The sequence below is a fragment of the Chryseobacterium wanjuense genome, assembly GCF_900111495.1.
Classification (GTDB): Bacteria; Bacteroidota; Bacteroidia; order Flavobacteriales; family Weeksellaceae; genus Chryseobacterium; species Chryseobacterium wanjuense.
Window position 1 is genome coordinate 158,728 of the sequence record NZ_FOIU01000001.1, and the last position, 19,694, is coordinate 178,421.

Genomic DNA, 19,694 nt, shown 5'->3' on the forward strand with positions numbered 1-19,694 from the left:
TTTTATTGTAGTACAAAGATAAACATTTAAGTCTATAGTTTAACCAAGTCAAATGGCAGGAAGTTGGATGCGGGAGGAGGGAAGATTGCTGTGAATATAAAAATTATATCCAGAATGATATCCAGTCTTAAACTTCCAGCTTCAGACTTCCATCTTCCCGCAAATTAAGATTTTCTTTTTAAAATCTCATTTTCGTAAATTAGCGCTGTGAAAAAGAAAAATTTGATTTCTGTTGTAGGACCCACCGGAATTGGAAAAACGAGACTGGCAATTGATTTGGCTAAACATTTCGATACAGAAATTGTTTCCTGCGATTCGCGGCAGTTTTTTAAAGAAATGAAAATAGGAACCGCATCACCGTCTTCGGAAGAACTGGCAGAAGCACCTCATCATTTCATAGGAAATCTTTCTGTTGAAGAGTATTATTCTATCGGGCAGTACGAAGAAGATGCCTTAAAAAAGCTTAAGGAACTTTTTGAAAATCACGATACTGTCATTCTGGTTGGCGGAAGCATGATGTACGAAAAAGCAGTGATTGAAGGATTGAATGATCTGCCGGAAGCCGACGAAGACAATCAGAAAAAATTACATGAAATTTTCGAAAAGGAAGGAATTGAAAAACTTCAGGAAATTTTAAAGGAACTCGATCCCGAATATTTTACGGTGGTTGATTTTCATAATCACAGAAGGCTTTTACGGGCCATCGACGTTATCTGGCAGACGAATAAAAAATATTCTGAACAAATTGCTGTTTCACAAGACTCAAGAGATTTCAATGTGATCCGAATCGGAATTGAAGCGCCGAGAGAAGAATTGTACGACAGAATCAACAGGAGAGTGGATATCATGATGGAGAAAGGTTTGCTGGAGGAAGCAAAAAGTTTAGAAAAATTTAAACATTTAACAGCTTTGAATACCGTTGGTTATGCTGAACTTTTCAAATATTTTGATGGAGAATGGGATCTTGATTTTGCTGTTTCTGAAATTAAGAAAAACAGCAGGAGATATGCAAAACGTCAATTGACATGGTATCGAAAAGCGGATGATATTCATTATTTGCCTTTGGGGTATTCGCAGGAGGATTTTGATGGATTGATTGAATATATTAATGAGCAGATTTTGAAATAAATTTTAGAGAATTTAGGTTTTGAATTAAAGGATTAGAAAGCTTGTGTGCTATTGTTAACAATAAGTTGTTTTTATTCTATTAAAGGATGTCCGAATGTCATTTCGTTATTTTTCAAATTGAAATTATAAATATCTTGATTTTCTACTCTGCGACCACCGGTAAAATTGAATAATAATTCATTCATTCCAATATCTAAATTTACATAAAGAATAGAATTATCAATTAATTTTTTTCTAACTAAATTGTCTTCTTTAATATTTTCATCATTATGTTTATTATTTAAAATTGGGTTAAATAATTTTATAAATAATCTTTCTAATAACCAAACAGATGTTTTACTATGTATATCTTTTAATTCATTGAAAATATTGAGTGGATTATTGTGAAACTCATTTAATCCTAAATAAGAAAACCGAATATGTAAAAAATATACAACAAGATGATCTTTTGATTTTAAGAGAGTTGTTGCTTTAAGTAACTTTTTATGTGGGCTAAATCTATTTTTTTTATCAAATGTTTCACCAACATATAAAACTTCTGGTTTAGAAAATTTTTTCAAAAAAAATCCTTTAACTCTTAATCTACAAATAAGATATATTCTTGATGATGCAATTGTCTCGTTTGTTTTATCATAGGTATCCATAATTTTTTCGTCAATAGCTTCACTATAAGGGATCATATAAGCATTTTGAATTTTGTAGAAAATTGTATCATTCATATTAAGTGAAAATTTTCTTACTAAAGTATTAAAATTGTTTATTATAGTTGCTCAAAGTAATTTTTATTTTAACTTAGATTCCAGGCTCCACTTTGTTCCGTTCAGAATGACAGTATCAATATTTTTTTAATTCAAAACAAAAAAATGCGATCCCGAAGGACCGCATTCCATTAACAATATTATTTTAATTTACTACTTCCAACCGCCTCCTAACGCTCGGTACAAGTCCACAATACTACTCAATCTCTGTCTTTTTACGGACGCAAGATTCAGCTCTGCTTGTAGAGAATTTCCCTGAGCTGTTATTACTTCTAAATAATTTGCCATACCGCCTTTGTAAAGCATTTCGGCACTTTTAATTCCATTTTTAAGGGTTGCTACTTGTTCGGTTGCTTTTTGTTCCTGAACTTTTAAGCTTTCGTTGGAAACCAAAGCATCGGAAACTTCACCCACAGCATTTAAAACAGATTGACGGAACGCCAACACGTTTTTCTCTCTCTGGATTTTAGCAACATTAAGATCTGTTTTCAATTGTCTTTTCTGGAAAATAGGCTGAGTCAATCCTCCTAACACAGACCCAAACAATGAAGCCGGAATCTGGAACCAGTTATCAATTTTAAATGAATTCACCCCTCCGTTGGCAGTGATTTTCAATGAAGGATACATATTTGCCTGAGCAATTCCTACCATCGCGTTGGATTCCAGTAACACCAATTCCTGTTGACGAACATCCGGACGACGGCTTACCATCGCTGCAGGAAGCCCCGCAGAAATATCTTGTGGTAAAGAAGTGTCGGACATTTCAATCGTTCTGCTGATTTTGCCCGGATTTTCACCAACCAAAATACTTAATGCATTTTCCTGAATCGCAATATTTTGTTCCAATTGTGTGATCAAAAGTTCTGTCGATTGCTTTTGAGCTGTCGCCTGCTGAACTCCCAAAGAAGTTGTATCACCACTTTGCCACAATTTTTCCGTTAAAGAAAGAGTATTTGTGCTTAATTCTAAATTCGATTTTGCAATCTCCATTTGTTTGTCAAGCATCAATAAATTGTAATATCCCTGAGCAATTGCCGCAACAACCTGTGTCTGAATCGCTTTTGTAGCTTCGTAAGTCTGTAGATACTGCATTTTTGAAACTTCCTGCTGATTTTTGATTTTACCCCAAATGTCAGCTTCCCAAGACAAATTGAACGCGGCGTTGTAATCTTCAACATAGCTTTTTCCTAAAAATAAATTTAAGCTTTGCCCGTTCATACTGTTTTTCGAAGGCTTTGAAATCTGTGCAGCAACTCCGAAGCCAACGTCAGGATATTGAAGATATTTTGCCTGTTTTAGTTTTTCCTGTGAAGAAGCAACCTGTTTTAAAGCAATCTGTAAATCGTAGTTGTTTTTAATCCCTTTTTCAATCAGACCTTGTAAAATAGGGTCGCTGAAAAATTGTTTCCATTCCAGGTTGGCTACGCTTGCTGTATCGGCTGTTGCAGTATACTGGAATTTTTCAGGAAGCTCAAGGTCCGGTTCCGTGTACGCCAATTTGGACACACACGAAACAGAGCCTAAAGCCAATATGAATGTTAGAAAAATATTTTTTACTTTTTTCATAGTTTTTAAACTTTATTTGAATACAAAACTTTGAGAGTTTTTTTATGCAAAGTTGTCTTTAGTAGGAGAGTTGCTTTGCTTTATATGATATGAGTTTGAATAGTTTGCTTCTCTATTTTTTGTTTTTCCCACAGATTTCACGGATTTCACAGATGATTGTGTTTATTTGTGAAAATATTTGTGCTGTTTGTGGTTAAAATAAATCTCTCAAAGTTTGTAATTCATTTTTATTAATGAGTAGTTGCTAAAAGTTCTGCCTCCAGTTTTTGTCTTTGAAGTCTTTTCTTTTTTCTACTTGGCATTTTTTCATGTAAATACTGGAAGATCACAAACATTACAGGAATAATGAAAATCCCGAATACAACTCCTGTTAACATTCCGCCAACAGTACTGAATCCGATGGAATGATTCCCTTTTGCAGAAGCTCCCTGAGTAAACACAAGAGGCAACATCCCGACAATGAACGCAAATGAGGTCATTAAGATCGGTCTTAAACGTAATCTTGAAGCCTGAAGTGCAGATTCCAATAATGATCTTCCTGCATTTCTTCTTTGTACGGCAAATTCTACAATCAGGATCGCGTTTTTCGCTAATAATCCGACGAGCATGATCAAACCAACCTGAACGTAAATATTATTATCAATTCCAGCCAGTCCTGTGAAGGCAAATACCCCGAAAATACCTGTAGGAATCGTTAAAATAACCGCAAACGGAAGAATATAACTTTCGTACTGAGCCGCCAACAAGAAGTATACAAATAAAATACTTAACATAAAGATAAATGCTGTCTGTCCGCTTGTTTTGATCTCTTCACGGGTAATCCCTGTCCATTCGTATCCATAACCTCTTGGCAATGATTTCTGTGCAACTTCTTCCACCGCTTTGATTGCGTCTCCGGTACTGTAACCAGGTTTTGGAGTTCCGTTGATCGTCACCGCGTTGAATAGGTTATTTCTTGTCACTGTTTCAGGTCCGAAGGCTCTTTTTAGAGTTACTAATGTTTTTACAGGAACCATTTCACCTGATTTATTTTTAACATAAATTCCTTCTAAAGAATTCGCATCTGTTCTGTAAGGAATATCCGCCTGAGCCATTACTCTGTAGTACTTTCCGAACCTGTTGAAATCTGAAACGAAGCTACTTCCGTAATAGATCTGCATCGTCTGCATCAATTCTGTAATGGAAACTCCAAGCTGATTCGCTTTATCACTATCAACTTCAATGGTAAATTGTGGGTTTCCGGCTGCGTAAGTTGTAAAGGCAAATGCAATTTCCGGACGTTTCATCAATTCTCCGATGAATGCCTGAGTGGTTGTTCCCAATTGTTCCAAAGAACCATTAGTTTTATCCTGAAGCATAAATTCGAAACCGGAAACGTTACCAAATCCCTGAACAGTAGGGAAGTTGAAGAAGAATGCACTCGCATCTTTTACCTGGGAAACTTTTCCTGTCAATCCCGCTGCAATCTGATCTGGGTCGGTAATTTCGCCACGTTGATCATGATCTTTTAATTTAATAAAACCTGCAGAATATGGAGAAGCATTCGCATTACTGATGAAGTTCAGACCATCTGCAACCCAAAGGTGGTTTTTAGCTTTTTCACCGTTGATGATTTTGTCAATCTGTTCAGTCGCTCTGTGTGTTCTGTCCAAAGAACTTCCCGGAGGTGTGTTCACCGCATACAAGATGAATCCCTGGTCTTCCGTAGGAATAAATCCTGATGGTGCTTTTTTAATCAAGAAAATACTTGCAGCTGTAATTAATACTAATCCTCCTACTGCAACCCATTTATTTTTAATTAAAAATTTAAGGCTATAGATATATTTTTTGGTAAGATTATTAAAGCTAACATTGAATGCATTGAAAAATCTTGCTCCAAAACCTGTTTTTTTACCGTGTTCTCCGTGTTCACCCTGAGGATCATTTAAGAACATAGCACATAAAGCAGGACTTAATGTTAATGCATTCACTGCAGAAATCATGATCGCAATCGCCAATGTAAAGGCAAACTGTCTGTAGAAAACTCCCGCAGGACCCTGCATGAAACCAACCGGAATAAATACGGCACACATCACCAGGGTAATGGAAATAATGGCCCCGGAAATTTCACTCATGGAACTCATTGTGGCTTGTTCTACAGGCATTCCCGTATGTTCCATTTTGGAATGGACGGCTTCCACCACAACGATCGCGTCATCCACCACAATACCGATGGCGAGTACCAAAGCGAACAATGTCAACATGTTGATACTGAACCCAAATAACTGTAGGAAAAAGAAGGTACCGATAATCGCCACCGGAACTGCAATGGCAGGAATTAATGTAGATCTGAAATCCTGAAGGAAAATATATACTACAATAAATACCAAGATAAATGCAATCACTAATGTTTCCACAACCTGATGAATCGAAGCATCCAAAAAGTCTTTGGAATTGTACATGATGATCGGCTCAACACCCTTTGGAAGGGTAGTTTTAAACTGGTCAACCTGTTTTTCAATTTCAGTTAAGATTTCGTTGGCATTAGATCCTGCCGTCTGCATAATTGCAAAACCTGAAACGGGTTTGCCATCCACTCTGTTAGCTGCTGTATAAGTATATGAACCGAATTCTACTCTTGCCACGTCTTTCAGTCTTAGGAAAGAACCGTCGCTGTTGGCTTTTATGGCAATGTTTTCGTAGTCTTCGTTTTTGTTTAATTTACCTTTATACTTTAAAATATATTCGTAAGTTTCCTTACTTCCCTGTCCCAAACGTCCCGGAGCAGCCTCTAAGTTGTGATCTCTTACAGCGTTCAAAACTTCCTGCGGAGAAAGGTTGTTGGCTGCTAATCTGTCCGGCTTCAGCCAAAGTCTCATAGAATAATCTCTCGTTCCGAAAACCTGCGCCTGAGCAACCCCCGGAATACGCTGAATTTGCGGAATGATGTTGATTTTCAAGTAATTCTGTAAGAAAAGCTCATCGTATTGTTTAGGATCATCACTTGTCAATCCCATGAACATGATCATACTGTTCTGAACTTTCTGCGTCGAAATACCCGCCTGCACAACCTCTTGCGGAAGCTGGCTCATCGCTTTCGATACACGGTTCTGAACGTTTACGGCTGCATTATCTGCATCTGAACCTTGTTTGAAAAATACGCTCAGAGTCATGGTACCGTCGTTACTCGAGTTGGAGGTCATGTAGGTCATGTTCTCAACTCCGTTCACCGCTTCTTCGATCGGGGTTGCCACCGAACGGGCTACAACTTCCGCATTCGCACCCGGATAGAAAGCTGTCACCTGCACACTCGGCGGAGCAATGTCCGGAAAGAGGGCGATGGGTAAATTAAAGAGGGACAATGCCCCCAATAATAAAAGTATTATGGAGATGACCGTTGAAAGTACCGGTCTTTCTATAAATTGTTTTAACATAAGAAGTTTATTTTTTTATGTTGCTTAAACTATATTCTTACCACAAAAGACACAAAGCTTTCTGCTGAATTCAGATTAATTGCTGATATTTTAAAGTTCACAAAACGAAAATCTTAGATTTTCAAAAAACTTGGGTGTTCTTCTATTTTCAAAGATTTAAACCTAAATGTGACTTATGTGTTTAAAAACTTTTGAGGTTTAAAAAAAGTTTAAGCAGTTCTTATAAATAGTCCTGAGAAGGATCGTTTACAAAGGTCTTGCCTTAAGCAGACTATCAGAAGAGATAGTTTTTGGCTGGATGGCAACACCGTCTTTTAATGTTCCGATTCCTGTAAACACAATTTTATCTCCTACAGAAAGTCCATCTGAAATGAAGTAATAATTGTTTGTTTTTCCTGAGATGGTTACAGGTTTTCCGGTTACTTTTTTATCTTTTCCGACTACGTATACATACGTTTTATCCTGAATTTCATACGTAGATTCCTGAGGAATGACAAGCGTTTTGTCGAATAGCTGAGGCATACGAACTCTACCTGTATTACCCGTTCTCAGTACTCCGTTTGCATTCGGGAATACGGCACGAACACTGATGGCTCCGGTGGTTTTGTCAAATTGTCCGTCAACGATGCTCATTTTACCTTTTTCAGGATACGTGCTGTTGTCTGCAATGACCAAATCTACTTGTGGCATATTTTTCAGCTTCTCGTTTAAAGTGGCTCCCGGATATTTATTCTGGAAAGCAATGAAATCCATTTCGCTCAAAGAAAAATAGGCGTAGATCTCGCTGATATCAGATAATAAAGTCAATGGACTTGGATCTGTTCTTGAGATCAGACTTCCTTTTTTGTAAGGAATTCTTCCGATGTATCCGCTTACCGGCGCTGTAATCGTTGTAAATCCTACGTTGATTCTTGCGCTCCCTACTGTTGCTTTTGCCTGTGAAGCGGCTGCTACAGCGGCTGCATAGTTGGCTTTTGCAGTTCTCAGCTGTACTTCGGAAACTACTTTTGCGGCTACAAGAGGTTCCAGTCTGTCAACCTCCACTTTCGCTTTCTGAATATTGGCATTGGCAACCTGTAAATTGGCTGTAGCCATATTCATTTGTTCGCCGTAACTTCTTGAATCTATTTTAAATAAAGGCTGTCCGGCTCTTACATAAGCTCCTTCTTCTACGTAAATTTTATCTAAATATCCATCAACCTGAGATCTGATTTCCACATTGTTTTTTCCTTCCAATGCAGTAGGGAATTCCTGATAAACAGTAGCAGGAGAGGTGATTACGGTATAAACGGGTAACTCTGGAGCAGGGGGAGCCTGGTTGGTATTTTCAGCGGCTTTACTGCAACTTTGTAAAAGGATAATACTTGCGATAAGTACGATAATCCTCGTTTTTCCAAATATTTTCATTTTAAGTTTAAAATTTTTAATGAAGTGTTAGATTTTAATAATGTTTTTAATGTAAATCCTGTTATATTTCCTAACGCTGTTAATGATTAGTTCAAAAAAAATTACAGAATTTTTAATACTCGACGTCAGATCGGTGTTTTCATAATTGAAAATTGTTTTTAATGTTGGTTTAGTATAATTAAGATGAGGTGTAAATCGCGTTATTTTTACTAACAGTGTTAATTATTAAAGTAAAAAAAAATTAATTTTTACTATTAATTTTCAAATCTTACATAGATGGTTTTTAAGTTTTAATTAGTTTTAAATGAATAATTTACATTAATTCAGTGTTAATATTCCTAACGGTGTTAATTTTAATTTCAAAAAAAATTCTACAAAGACTTAACAAAAGCAGAAACAGTTTCATCCAAAGTCGTCTTGTTCATCGTAGAAGGAATATCGTCATTACGCATCATCATGATCGAAATCAAGCCATGTACCGCAGAAAATAAAGCGTGAGACATGTGACAGGCGTTATCCGGATTTGATCCGTTTTTCTTAATAATTTCATACGTGCAATCGTAAAGCATATCCTGAAACGACGAAAATTCTTCTTTCATCATTCCTTTTCCGCTACATTGCATTCCCAATCCGAACATCAATTGGTAATACTCTTTGTTTTTGAATGCAAACTTCCAGTAGGCATCCACAATAGCTTTCAATTGGTCTTCCGGATTGTCGTGTTCTCTCTGAGCTTTCAACAATTCGATGTGCAAACAATGGAAACCATTCAACGAGATCTCGTATAAAATAGCCTCTTTGTTTTCAAAGTGATCGTAAACTACCGGCGCACTGTATTCAATGGCATCGGCAATTTTTCTCATGGAAAGTGAAGCCCACCCTTCGGTTTTAGCCAGGGAAAAAGCCGCGTCCAGAATGCTGGTGCGTATGTTTTCTTTTTCTCTTTGTCGACGTTCATGTAGACCCATGATTTTTAATTACTAACAGTGTTAGCAAAACTACAAACTTTTTAATATAACTTCCAAACAAATTTTAGAGTTTAACTTTTGAAGCAAGGTCTTTGAGAACTAATGTAAATTGGCTGGATGCTGGAAGAATGGGAGCTGCAGGTTATTGTGAAAAGGTGATTTTTTTAATTATTGTAAAAATTAATGGAGTTTATAGTCCCACTCAATTAAATAATAATTTGTTAGCTTCTATCCCCTTGTTTCAAGCTTCCTTACTTATATAATCAAGAAAATCTTTATCTTTGTGCACAAATAAAAAAAATATGAATACTCCTTCAAATATGATCGAATTGGGTACAAAAGCACCGTTTTTTGAGCTTCCAAACCCATCAAAAAGTAACGAAATACAGTCATTGGATGAGCTGAAAGGAGAAAAAGGCACATTGGTGATCTTCATGTGCAACCATTGCCCGTTTGTTCTTCATGTGATCGATAAATTACACGAATTATATGAAGACTATCATGAAAGAGGGATTGAATTTATTGCGATCAATTCGAATGATGTAGAAAAATATCCTGCAGATTCTCCTGAAAAAATGATCGAATTCCAGATTGAAAGACATTTTGATTTTCCTTATTTATACGACGAAAGCCAGACGATTGCAAAAGCCTATGACGCCGCTTGTACACCGGATTTCTTTTTCTTTGATGATAAATTAGACCTTATCTACAGAGGGCAAATGGATGATTCAAGACCTGGGAATAACAAGGATGTGACGGGTGAAGATTTAATTATTGCTTTTGAAAATTTGTTGTTGGGCGAACCTCAGGAAGAAATTCAAAGACCGAGCATGGGCTGCAATATTAAATGGAAATAATTTTTGGTTGATGGTAGCAGGGTGTCGGTTGACAGTTCTTGCAATTGATGATATATAAGCTGTTCTTTGGGACGGCTTTTTTTGTTTTTTTTGATATGTATAATTTTTAAACGCAAAGATTTAAATAACATTATGTTTTATTTTAATAGGGCAAAGGCAAATGAAATTTGCTTCGTGAAATCAACTTGTTGATGCAATCTTAGCTTACTTTAAAATGTGAAAAAAAAGATAAAAACTTTGCGTTAAAAAATATGACGATCTGCAAAATCTGCGAAAGATTTGAAACAGTTTTTATTAGCATTATCATGTTGGGCTTATCGAAGCATCTAAAATTATTCTAAAACGTAGCCTTACTCTTAGCTTCCACCTTCAAATCTACATTCACCTTATTATGCGAGAAATTCTTAATAAACTCAGAAGGTGTTTTTTCCGTATATTTTTTAAACATCCTGTTAAAATAAGTCACATTATTAAAGCCACAGTTATAACTGCATTCTGAGATGCTTTTATCCTGCGCCATCAGCAAACACGCTTTATTGATACGATATCGGTTCACAAACTCTGTAAACGTAATCTGAGTCGCTTTTTTAAAAAAATTACAGAAAGCCGGCAGTGTCAGATTTGCCAGTTTCGCCACATCTTCAATATTGATTTCCTTATCGTAATTGTGTTCAACATAGGTGAAAATATTTTCCAGACGGGTTTTATTTTTTGAAATAATCGTGTAAGGCATAATTTCCTTGTTTAGAAGCTCATAATCTGTACATTTTGACAATTCAAACAAAATTTCAAGCAGCAGCAAATACCTTTTATACCCTTCAGATTCCAACATGAGTTTCAGTCTTGGAAGCATCGTTTTTTTAATTTTGGAATGAAAATGAATCCCATATTTTGAAAGTTCGAGAAGGTTTTTAATCGATCTCGCTTCCACTTCCTGTTGCGGAAACTGCAGAATTTCTTCCCGGAATTGCAATACAATTTCTTCATGCGGATCAATAGAATTCAACCCAAACCCGGAGTGGGGAATATTGGAACCGATCAACACCAGATCACCATTCGTATAATTGCTTTTATGGTATCCGACGTGGCGCGTTCCACTCCCGGAAATCACACAGACAAGTTCAATTTCTGGATGATAATGGTATTCCCATTTGAATTCTGAAATGGGAGAATTGTTGTGAATCGTGCGGAAAGAGCTCTTTTCATCAGGGATTACCCGTTCAAATGTAACTTTCATTCAATTAATCGTATTTTGTTTTCTAAAATAATAATTATATTAATATAGTTCAAATATTCATTTACTGTGTTAAATTAACGTTAAGGCAAATGCTTATATCTTAGCCGACAAGAAAGTAATTGAATGAAAAATTTCAACATAAAGGCAGTTTTATTTTTAAATTATTTCGTTTTTGCGATTCTTTTGAATTCTGTAGGAACGGTAATTTTACAAATGCAGCAAAATTTCGGTATTTCGAAGTCTTCTGCAAGTGTTTTGGAAGGTTTTAAAGATCTTCCGATTGCAATTTGCTCATTCATTCTGGCATCTTTTTTACCAAAAATAGGAATAAAAAATTCGATGTTGATCGCTCTGTTTTTGGTGAGTTGCATGTGTTTTGTGATGCCTTTTTCCAATGACTTTTGGTTTTTCAAACTGTTATTTACCATTGTCGGGATTTCTTTTGCTTTAATTAAAATTTCAGTCTTCACCTCCATCGGGTTGGTGACGGATACAGATAAGGAACATTCAAGTTTTATGGGTTATCTGGAAGGTTTTTTCATGATCGGCGTATTAATGGGAAATGTTTTATTCAGCTTGTTTATAGATGACCACAATCCCAGATCAACCCATTGGCTGAATGTGTATTGGGTGTTGGGAACACTCTCAACTTTATCATTTCTATTCTTGTTCTTCTCAAAATTAGACGAACATGAAGCGAAAAGCGAGAAAACAGATTTGCTGGGAGATTTGAGAAACAGCGCAAGTTTATTCAGTTATAAAAAAGTACTGTTCTTTTTATTGTGCGCTTTTCTTTTCGTGTTGGTAGAACAAAGTTTCCAAACCTGGACGCCGACTTTTTATAAAGAAATTTTAAAAGTTCCGACTTCGATGAGCATTCAGGCGGGAGCGGTTTTAGCGGGAGCTTTTGCGTTGGGAAGGTTTTTATCAGGGTTTTTCTCGAAAAAATTCAGCTGGATCTACGTGGTTTCTTTCTGCGTGGTGGGCTTTGCGATAAGTATTTTATTGGTTTTACCATTGACTCACAACATCCATATTGATACCGGAACAACATGGTTGAATGCTCCGCTTGTCGTGTATTTATTTCCATTAATGGGTGGTTTGCTGGCTCCGATTTATCCGAGTATCAACTCCGTGATTCTGGCTTCAATTCCAAAATATTTACACAGCGCAATGTCTGGTTTAATTGTGGTTTTCTCCGCAATTGGAGGTACGATAGGATCAATAATTACTGGTTTTGTCTTTCAGGAATTCAGTGGACAGCAGGCGTTTTACCTTTCATTAATTCCACTTTCATTGTTGATTATTTCAGCAATTATTATGAATAAATTAAAAATAAATCATAAAAAATAAAAATGAACAAACAGCTCTATATAAAAGAAATTCAGACTCTTTTTGATGATGTCCAAAGATCAAAGGTTTTTGAAGATCAAAAGATGATGACCGATGCAGTTCCGCTGTTTCCGATCAGTTTGATTAATGCAAAATATGAAAAAGAAAAAAACTCGGAAAATTTTGATCTGAAAGATTTTGTATTCTCTCATTTTGATTTTTTAGGAGCAAAAATTTCGATTCAGAGGGAAGACCATTTGCCGATTGAAGAACATATCGAAAAGCTTTGGGATGAACTGACAAGAACAGCTTATGAAGAAAAAGGAACCTTGCTGAAGCTTCCGAAGCCATACATCGTTCCGGGAGGCCGTTTCAATGAGTTTTTCTATTGGGACAGCTATTTTATCATGCTGGGATTACAGGTTTCCGGAAGAGTGGAAATGATGGAAAATATCATTGAAAACTGTTCGTATTTAATTCAGACTGTCGGATTTGTACCGAATGCAAGCCGAACTCATTTTCTGAGCCGTTCCCAGCCTCCGTATTTTTCGTTGATGCTTGATCTGCTTTTTGAAACAAAAAAAGATGAAGCTATTTACATCAAATATTATGACACTTTAAAAAAAGAATATGCTTTCTGGATGAACGGAATTGAACATTTAGAAAATGCTTCAAATATTAATAGAGTCGTAAAAACTATTAATGGAGATATTTTAAACAGATATTACGATGCAGAAAACGAACCGCGTCCTGAAAGTTATTTAATTGATATTGAAGACAGCGAAAATGCAGGAGAAGAATTTTACAGAAACATCAGAAGCGCCTGCGAATCGGGCTGGGATTTTTCCAGCAGATGGTTTGCAGACGGAGAAAATATACAGACAATCGAAACCCTGAACTTAGCTGAAGTAGATCTGAACTGCCTTCTATGGCATTTGGAAAAAACATTGGCAAAATCTTCAGCGCTTCAAAATTTGTCTGAAAAAGAAAATTATTTTAAAGAAAGAGCAGCAGGCCGAAGACAGATGATCGACAAATATTTCTGGGATGAAAAATCAGGGACATACAAAGATTATCACACAAAAAAAAACACAACAACACCGTCTGAACATATTGCTGCTCTTTATCCTTTATTCCTGAAATTGGCAAGTGGCGAACAGGCAAAATCCGTAGCAAAAATCATAGAAGAAAAATTCCTCTATCAAGGCGGATTGGTGACTACGACCAAAAAAACAGGACAACAGTGGGATCTTCCCAACGCTTGGGCGCCGTATCAATGGCTGGGTTTTAAAGCAATGAAAAATTACGGTTTTGATGAGTTGGCAGAAAAAATTAAAAATAACTGGTGCGCCAATGTAGAAAGAGTCTACAACAACACCGGAAAATTAATGGAAAAATACAATGCTTTAGACATAGAAACTGTTGCAGGAGGTGGAGAATATCCGAACCAGGACGGATTTGGATGGACGAATGGTATTTATCTCACATTAAAAAATAACTAAAAACAAACTAACTATAACAATATGGCTATGAAAAAAAGATCGATTTTCTTACTTGCCGGGATTGCAACGCTTTATTTTAATAATACGTATGCACAGGAAACTCCACAGGATTCCACAAAAACGGCATCTATTGATCAGGTAGTAATCACGGGGAACTCAAACCCAAAAAAGAAAATAGAATCCAGTACGGCAATTTCTACGTTTACGGCGAAAGAAATCCAGAAGCAAAATCCTATCAGTGCCGCTGCATTATTGCAGAGGGTTCCGGGGTTTGCAGTGGAAACTTCGGGTGGTGAAGTAGGAAACAACCTTTTCGCGAGAGGGATTCCTTCTGCGGGAGCTTACGAATTCGTACAGGTTCAGGAAGATGGACTTCCGGTTTTTGAAGACGGAGCGTTACAATTTGCCAATGCAGATAATTTCTTCCGTGTAGATAATTCTGTGAGCAGATTGGAGGCTCTGAGAGGAGGTTCCGGATCTATCTTTGCCAACAATTCTCCGGGAGGGTTGATCAACTTTATTACCAAAGAAGGAAGCAACGATTTCAAAGGAACGGCAAAATTAGAAACCAGTACTTATGGCTTGATGCGTACCGATGTCAATCTGGGCGGAGCTTTGGTTGAAGATAAATTATTCTTCAATATCGGAGGTTTTTACAGAGCGGATAACGGTATCAGAAAAACAGGTTTTAAAGCCAATAACGGCGGACAAATCAGAATGAATCTAAAATATGTCTTCGATAAAGGCTATGCTAAAGTATATTATAAAAAACTGGATGACAGAAATACCTTTTTCCTTCCGATTCCTTTGGTACAAAATGGAAATGATCTGAAAGAATTTTCCGGTTTTGATGCCAATTATGGGACGTACAGCTACAGAACGATCAGTCAGCTGAATATTCCACAGGCGGGTGGAGGATTTTTCAGTAGAAATTTAGAAGACGGAATTCATCCGAAAGTTGATGTGTTGGGAGCAGAATTTAAATATGATTTGGGAAATAATTTCTCTGTTTTAAACAAAACGAGATATACCAATATCAATATGAATTATACAGGAATTTTCCCGGCGGGAGGTCCTAAAGATGCTGTTAAATTTGCTACTGATCCTGTTTCAGAAGGAGGTTTAGGAATGACAGGATATCAGTACTCTCTTGTGAGCAATGGAGCAGTTGTCAATCCACAATTTGTTCAAAAGTTAGGTTTTTGGGCAATCGACAAGCAGATGAATAATTTTGTGAATGACTTACAATTCAATTATAAATTTGACAAAGGAAATGTAACGGCAGGTTTCTACAAATCCAACTGGAAATCCCATCAATACTGGAACTGGAGTAATATTTTAACGACCGCAACAGACAGACCGGAACTTCTTAATCTTGTTGATACTTCTCTAGCTCCGACAGATATGGGATATTCTAAAACGTACAATGGGGTTACGGATATGTCTTTCTTAATCAGAGATTCTCAGATTCAGGGAAGTTTGAATGATGTGTATCTGAATTTAGATTATAATATTACAGATAATTTAAGTTTCAATGGAGGAATCCGTTACAGCCGCGATTTCTACAAAGGATATGGAGTAAGCACAACAACATCTAACTTGAATAATTCTGATTTAACAACAGACGGAACCCACAGCTTCTATACCACGACAGCCGACGATAATATGGCGGTTTTAGGAAACAAATACACCTATTGGAACTATGACATCAGCAGAGTTTCTTTCACCACAGCTTTAAATTATAAAATTAATAGAGAAAATGCTGTGTACGCCCGTTTTTCCAACGGTTTCAGATCTCCGAACGAAGAAGCGTATTATAATAATATGAATAATCTGTCGGCAATAAAACCGGTAACGACCAACCAGCTGGAAATTGGATATAAATATTATTCAAGAACATTCGATGTAGCGGTGATTCCGTTCTATTCTACACTGAAAAATCTTTCGTTTACGGATGTGTATTCTGACGGAACTTCAGAAAACAAATTTGCCAATACTACCAACTTAGGAGTAGAATTGGAAGGATATGCAAGATTGTTTAATAATTTGTTGGAAATTACTTTCAACGGAACGATTCAGAGTCCGAAATATAAAGATTTTACAGGAAGAAATGCAGACGGATCGACATTCGACTATGATGGAAATACCGTAAGAAGAATGCCTAAATTCTATTTTAATATTTCCCCGGCCGTGAATATCACAAAACAATGGAGAACGTATGTAAGCATGAATTATTACGGAAAACGTTTCCAGGATGAGAAAAATGCACAGACATTGCCTTCATTCTCGGAATTTGGAGCCGGAACTTCTTATCAGTTAGGAAAAATCCGTTTTGCAGTTGACGGAACGAATATCTTCAACACAATCGGAATCACAGAAGGCGACCCAAGAGCCGGATCTCCGACAGGTGACGGAATCATTATGGCAAGACCGATCATGGGTGCTGCCGTAAGAGCTTCGATAACTTTAGATTTCTAAACAACTTAGTTTTCTTCATAAAATTGATAAAACCGCCGGAATTTTTCTGGCGGTTTTTTGTTATCAATTAACAACTTATCCAAAACATAATCTAAACCTTCAAGGTTTACCGGATAATTAAACGTACGAAACCCGCATCCCGCTTATTTAAAAAACGGATTATACTCTTTCTCAAACCCAATAGTCGTAGGATTTCCGTGGCCGGAGAAAACCTGTGTTTTGCCGTCGAGGATAAAAAGTTTTGTTTTAATTCCTTCAATTAATTGCTCGTAATTTCCTTTATATAGGTCGGTTCTTCCGATGCTTCCTTCAAAAAGAACATCACCGGAAATCATGAATTGCTGGTTTTCATTATGATACACCACGCTTCCCGGAGAATGTCCCGGAACATGATATATTTTGAATTTTTCCCCGTCAAGATCCAGTTCATCGCCTTCGTTTACATATTCAATATCAACTTTTACAGGATTGATCTGAAAACCGAATCTCATTCCGCTCGCCTGAAGCATATCCAGAACATCTTGATCGTCCTTATGCATCGTCACAGGAACTTTAAACGTGTCAAAAGCCCACTGCAGTCCCAAAACATGATCAATATGAGCATGAGTCAGAAGGATTTTCTGGATTTTCAGCCCATTTTCAGTGATAAAATTGCTGATAGCTTTTGTTTCCTGATCATTCATATTTCCCGGATCGATCAGCCAGGCATTTTTATTTTCGTTATAAATAATATAGGTGTTTTCGCTGGCAAAGTTGAATACGAAACCTTGAATCTGAAGCATATTTTTGAATATTTTTAATTAAGACAAATTTACCATAAAAGTTTTTGTTTAAAACATTTGAGTGATTTTTAGTTTAAATATTTAATAGTACAAATGCTGAGGTTCTCGAAGCATTCATTTAATCTAAAAAAAATAATTCAATGAATAAATATACACTCCAAGTATGGTTTAAAATCGATTTTTCTTTATCTTCGTCATAATGAAAACTTTGCGCATTTTTTTACTTTCTTTGGGCGGACTGGTTTTTGGACAAAACATCCAAAGCATACAGCTGTTTAATCCTCAGACGAATGACGAGACACCGGTGATTAATTTCAATCAGCAGTTGGTTTTAAGCTTTGACGATCTTACGAATGCAAGTGAGATCTACAGATATACGATCAAACATTACAACAGAAATTGGGAGGATGATAATCTTTTCTTTACAGAATATGCGAACGGCAGTCTAAATGCTTTGCTGGATAAATTTCAGTATTCATTCAATACGTTGCAGGCTTATACCCATTACAAACTGATATTTCCGAATGATAAAATTCAACCTAAAATTTCGGGAAATTTTGAAATTATCGTTTATAAAGATTCTGCGGATAAACCTCTTTTTAAAAGAAGATTCTATCTGGTAGAAGATGCGGCGACATTAGCGGTTGGTGTTTCCAGAATTTCTGAAGCAAGAAATCCTAATGTCAATCAAAGGGTAGAAGTGAAGGCTGTTTCCAAAGGGGGAGATTTGTCTTCCAATGTTAATTCCATGACCCTGAATGTGATGCAGAACAACAACCCGAATATGGTCATTAATAATTTAAAACCAAGCACGACTCTGGGAAACCAATTGCTTTTTCAGCAGATGTCATTGCTTTTTCCGGGAAATAATGAGTTTTATTATTTCGATAATAAAAACATGAATCTGGCCGCAGATATGGTACGCGCAACGGAAGTGAAAGACGGGGTGAACAATACATTTCTTCATCCGGTTTGGGCTTTCCCTTTAAATTATCAATATCAGCCGGATGTAAACGGAGCCTGGTATTACAGGAGAAATGATATTGGCAGAGAAAGGGATGCGGAAAGGGAAGCAGATTACTCTTGGGTATATTTTTCTTTGGATTCCGATCCTGTGGATAAGGAAATTTATGTGCTGGGAGGTTTCAACAATTTTAAGCCAAGCAAAGAAAATCAAATGCAATATGATGCTGCAACTAAACAATATGTAGCAAAAATATATCTTAAACAAGGTTTCTACAACTATATTCTGGCTACAAAAACTCCTGACGGAAGCCTGGATTTCGGAGAAATTAACGGTAATTTCTGGCAGACGGAAAATCTTTATCAGGCATTTTTATATTATGCTCCTTTTGGTAGAAATTATGATGGATTGATGGGGTATGGTGAGTTTAGGACACCGGTGAGATAGGGTTTTGGAGTGGGAGTGTTTGAGTGTTTTTTGGGTTTGAGAAGTGGAGGAAAGTATAAATGCTACCATAGTTCGGCAAGCTCAATACAGGCAGCTCAGCATGCATGACACCGCTACAAATATGCTGTTAAAAGGAAACAGTTAGTATTAGAGATGTCATGCTGAGGTTCTCGAAGCATCTCTAAAAAATAATCAATTCAATCTTAGTTAATAATAAAAAAACCTCGCAGAAAAATCCTGCGAGGTTCAATATAATAATAGTCTGGAAAAATCTTTACATTTTAAAAATTGCAGTTACAAACAAAACTTCATCATTTTCAAATATATAATGAATATTGACAGGGAAATTTTTCATTTCATTAATGCTGACTTCCTCTGATCTCTCTGTTTGCTGCGAAATTTCATTAATGGATTCCTTTAAATCCTCCAGAAAATCAATTCCCGTGTTTCCCTTTTCCGCGTTGAATACACGCAGAAGAAGCCGTATATCGTTTTTGGCAATGGAAGAGAGAAGAACTTTCATTTAGGCACAATACTTTTTCAGCTCAGAAATATTTTCGTAGAAATCTAATTTTGTACCCGGATTCTCATTATGAAACTGAATCCTGTATAAAACTTCATCCAATTGAAATTGAGGAACAGCAGATTTGTTCTCCGTTTCAAAAATTTCCATCATTTTTACAAAAGCTTCCAAAACTTCCGGACTGAAGTTTTCAATCTTATTTTTTAAAATTTCTGCAGTTGTATTCATCATTTTTTAAATTTTTAAGGTTATGTTGTGTTTTTTGATGGAGTGAAGTTAATAAAAATTAATTAAATTTCATAATTTAATTAAAAATAATAGGGGTGTTGACT

General features: G+C 36.4%; 15 protein-coding genes. 6 read left to right on the forward strand and 9 right to left on the reverse strand.

Translation table 11 applies throughout. The features are described 5' to 3' along the window. Positions 1-207 precede the first annotated feature (207 nt). A complete protein-coding gene (miaA, locus tag BMX24_RS00650) occupies positions 208-1,128 on the forward strand; it encodes a tRNA (adenosine(37)-N6)-dimethylallyltransferase MiaA (protein ID WP_089790126.1) in 921 nt (306 codons plus the stop codon). Positions 1,129-1,199: 71 nt separating this feature from the next. On the opposite strand, the gene BMX24_RS00655 is transcribed toward miaA, so the two are convergent. The 5 genes from BMX24_RS00655 to BMX24_RS00675 form a co-directional block, all read right to left on the reverse strand. Next, positions 1,200-1,847, reverse strand: coding sequence for a hypothetical protein (locus tag BMX24_RS00655; RefSeq protein ID WP_089790128.1), 648 nt, complete (start codon positions 1,845-1,847; stop codon positions 1,200-1,202). 192 nt (positions 1,848-2,039) lie between these two features. Next, complete coding sequence (locus BMX24_RS00660) at positions 2,040-3,452, reverse strand: efflux transporter outer membrane subunit (protein ID WP_089790129.1); 1,413 nt, start codon at positions 3,450-3,452, stop codon at positions 2,040-2,042. 230 nt (positions 3,453-3,682) lie between these two features. Next, complete coding sequence (locus BMX24_RS00665) at positions 3,683-6,865, reverse strand: efflux RND transporter permease subunit (protein WP_089790131.1); 3,183 nt, start codon at positions 6,863-6,865, stop codon at positions 3,683-3,685. Between the two features lie 246 nt (positions 6,866-7,111). Beyond that, positions 7,112-8,272: an efflux RND transporter periplasmic adaptor subunit gene (locus BMX24_RS00670; protein ID WP_089790135.1), complete on the reverse strand. Its 1,161-nt coding sequence runs from the start codon at positions 8,270-8,272 to the stop codon at positions 7,112-7,114. Between the two features lie 371 nt (positions 8,273-8,643). Next, positions 8,644-9,240, reverse strand: a complete 597-nt coding sequence (locus tag BMX24_RS00675) for a TetR/AcrR family transcriptional regulator (RefSeq protein ID WP_089790137.1) — start codon at positions 9,238-9,240, stop codon at positions 8,644-8,646. 302 nt (positions 9,241-9,542) lie between these two features. Between BMX24_RS00675 and BMX24_RS00680 the strand changes: the two genes are divergently transcribed. Next, complete coding sequence (locus BMX24_RS00680; protein ID WP_089790139.1) at positions 9,543-10,097, forward strand: thioredoxin family protein; 555 nt, start codon at positions 9,543-9,545, stop codon at positions 10,095-10,097. A gap of 337 nt (positions 10,098-10,434) precedes the next feature. Here the strand turns inward: BMX24_RS00680 and BMX24_RS00685 are convergent, their stop codons facing one another. Further along, a complete protein-coding gene (locus tag BMX24_RS00685) occupies positions 10,435-11,334 on the reverse strand; it encodes an AraC family transcriptional regulator (protein WP_089790142.1) in 900 nt (299 codons plus the stop codon). A 123-nt stretch (positions 11,335-11,457) separates the two neighbouring features. Between BMX24_RS00685 and BMX24_RS00690 the strand changes: the two genes are divergently transcribed. From BMX24_RS00690 to BMX24_RS00700, 3 genes are read left to right on the forward strand one after another with little or no spacing between them, the layout of a single operon-like run. Continuing rightward, on the forward strand, positions 11,458-12,687 hold the full coding sequence (locus BMX24_RS00690; RefSeq protein ID WP_089790145.1) for an MFS transporter: 1,230 nt from the start codon (positions 11,458-11,460) through the stop codon (positions 12,685-12,687). 2 nt (positions 12,688-12,689) lie between these two features. Next, positions 12,690-14,168, forward strand: coding sequence for a trehalase family glycosidase (locus BMX24_RS00695; RefSeq protein WP_089790148.1), 1,479 nt, complete (start codon positions 12,690-12,692; stop codon positions 14,166-14,168). 27 nt (positions 14,169-14,195) lie between these two features. After that, positions 14,196-16,646, forward strand: coding sequence for a TonB-dependent receptor (locus BMX24_RS00700; protein ID WP_089792655.1), 2,451 nt, complete (start codon positions 14,196-14,198; stop codon positions 16,644-16,646). A 143-nt stretch (positions 16,647-16,789) separates the two neighbouring features. Here BMX24_RS00700 and BMX24_RS00705 read toward each other — a convergent pair whose 3' ends face one another. Further along, complete coding sequence (locus tag BMX24_RS00705) at positions 16,790-17,428, reverse strand: MBL fold metallo-hydrolase (protein WP_089790151.1); 639 nt, start codon at positions 17,426-17,428, stop codon at positions 16,790-16,792. 199 nt (positions 17,429-17,627) lie between these two features. On the opposite strand from BMX24_RS00705, the gene BMX24_RS00710 reads away from it, so the two are divergent. Then, positions 17,628-18,839, forward strand: coding sequence for a type IX secretion system plug protein (locus BMX24_RS00710; protein WP_089790153.1), 1,212 nt, complete (start codon positions 17,628-17,630; stop codon positions 18,837-18,839). Between the two features lie 274 nt (positions 18,840-19,113). On the opposite strand, the gene BMX24_RS00715 is transcribed toward BMX24_RS00710, so the two are convergent. Then, positions 19,114-19,362: a hypothetical protein gene (locus BMX24_RS00715; protein WP_089790155.1), complete on the reverse strand. Its 249-nt coding sequence runs from the start codon at positions 19,360-19,362 to the stop codon at positions 19,114-19,116. Further along, entirely contained in the window at positions 19,363-19,593 is a 231-nt protein-coding gene (locus tag BMX24_RS00720; protein WP_089790157.1) for a hypothetical protein, read from the reverse strand. It abuts the gene before it with no gap. Between the last annotated feature and the right edge of the window lie 101 nt (positions 19,594-19,694).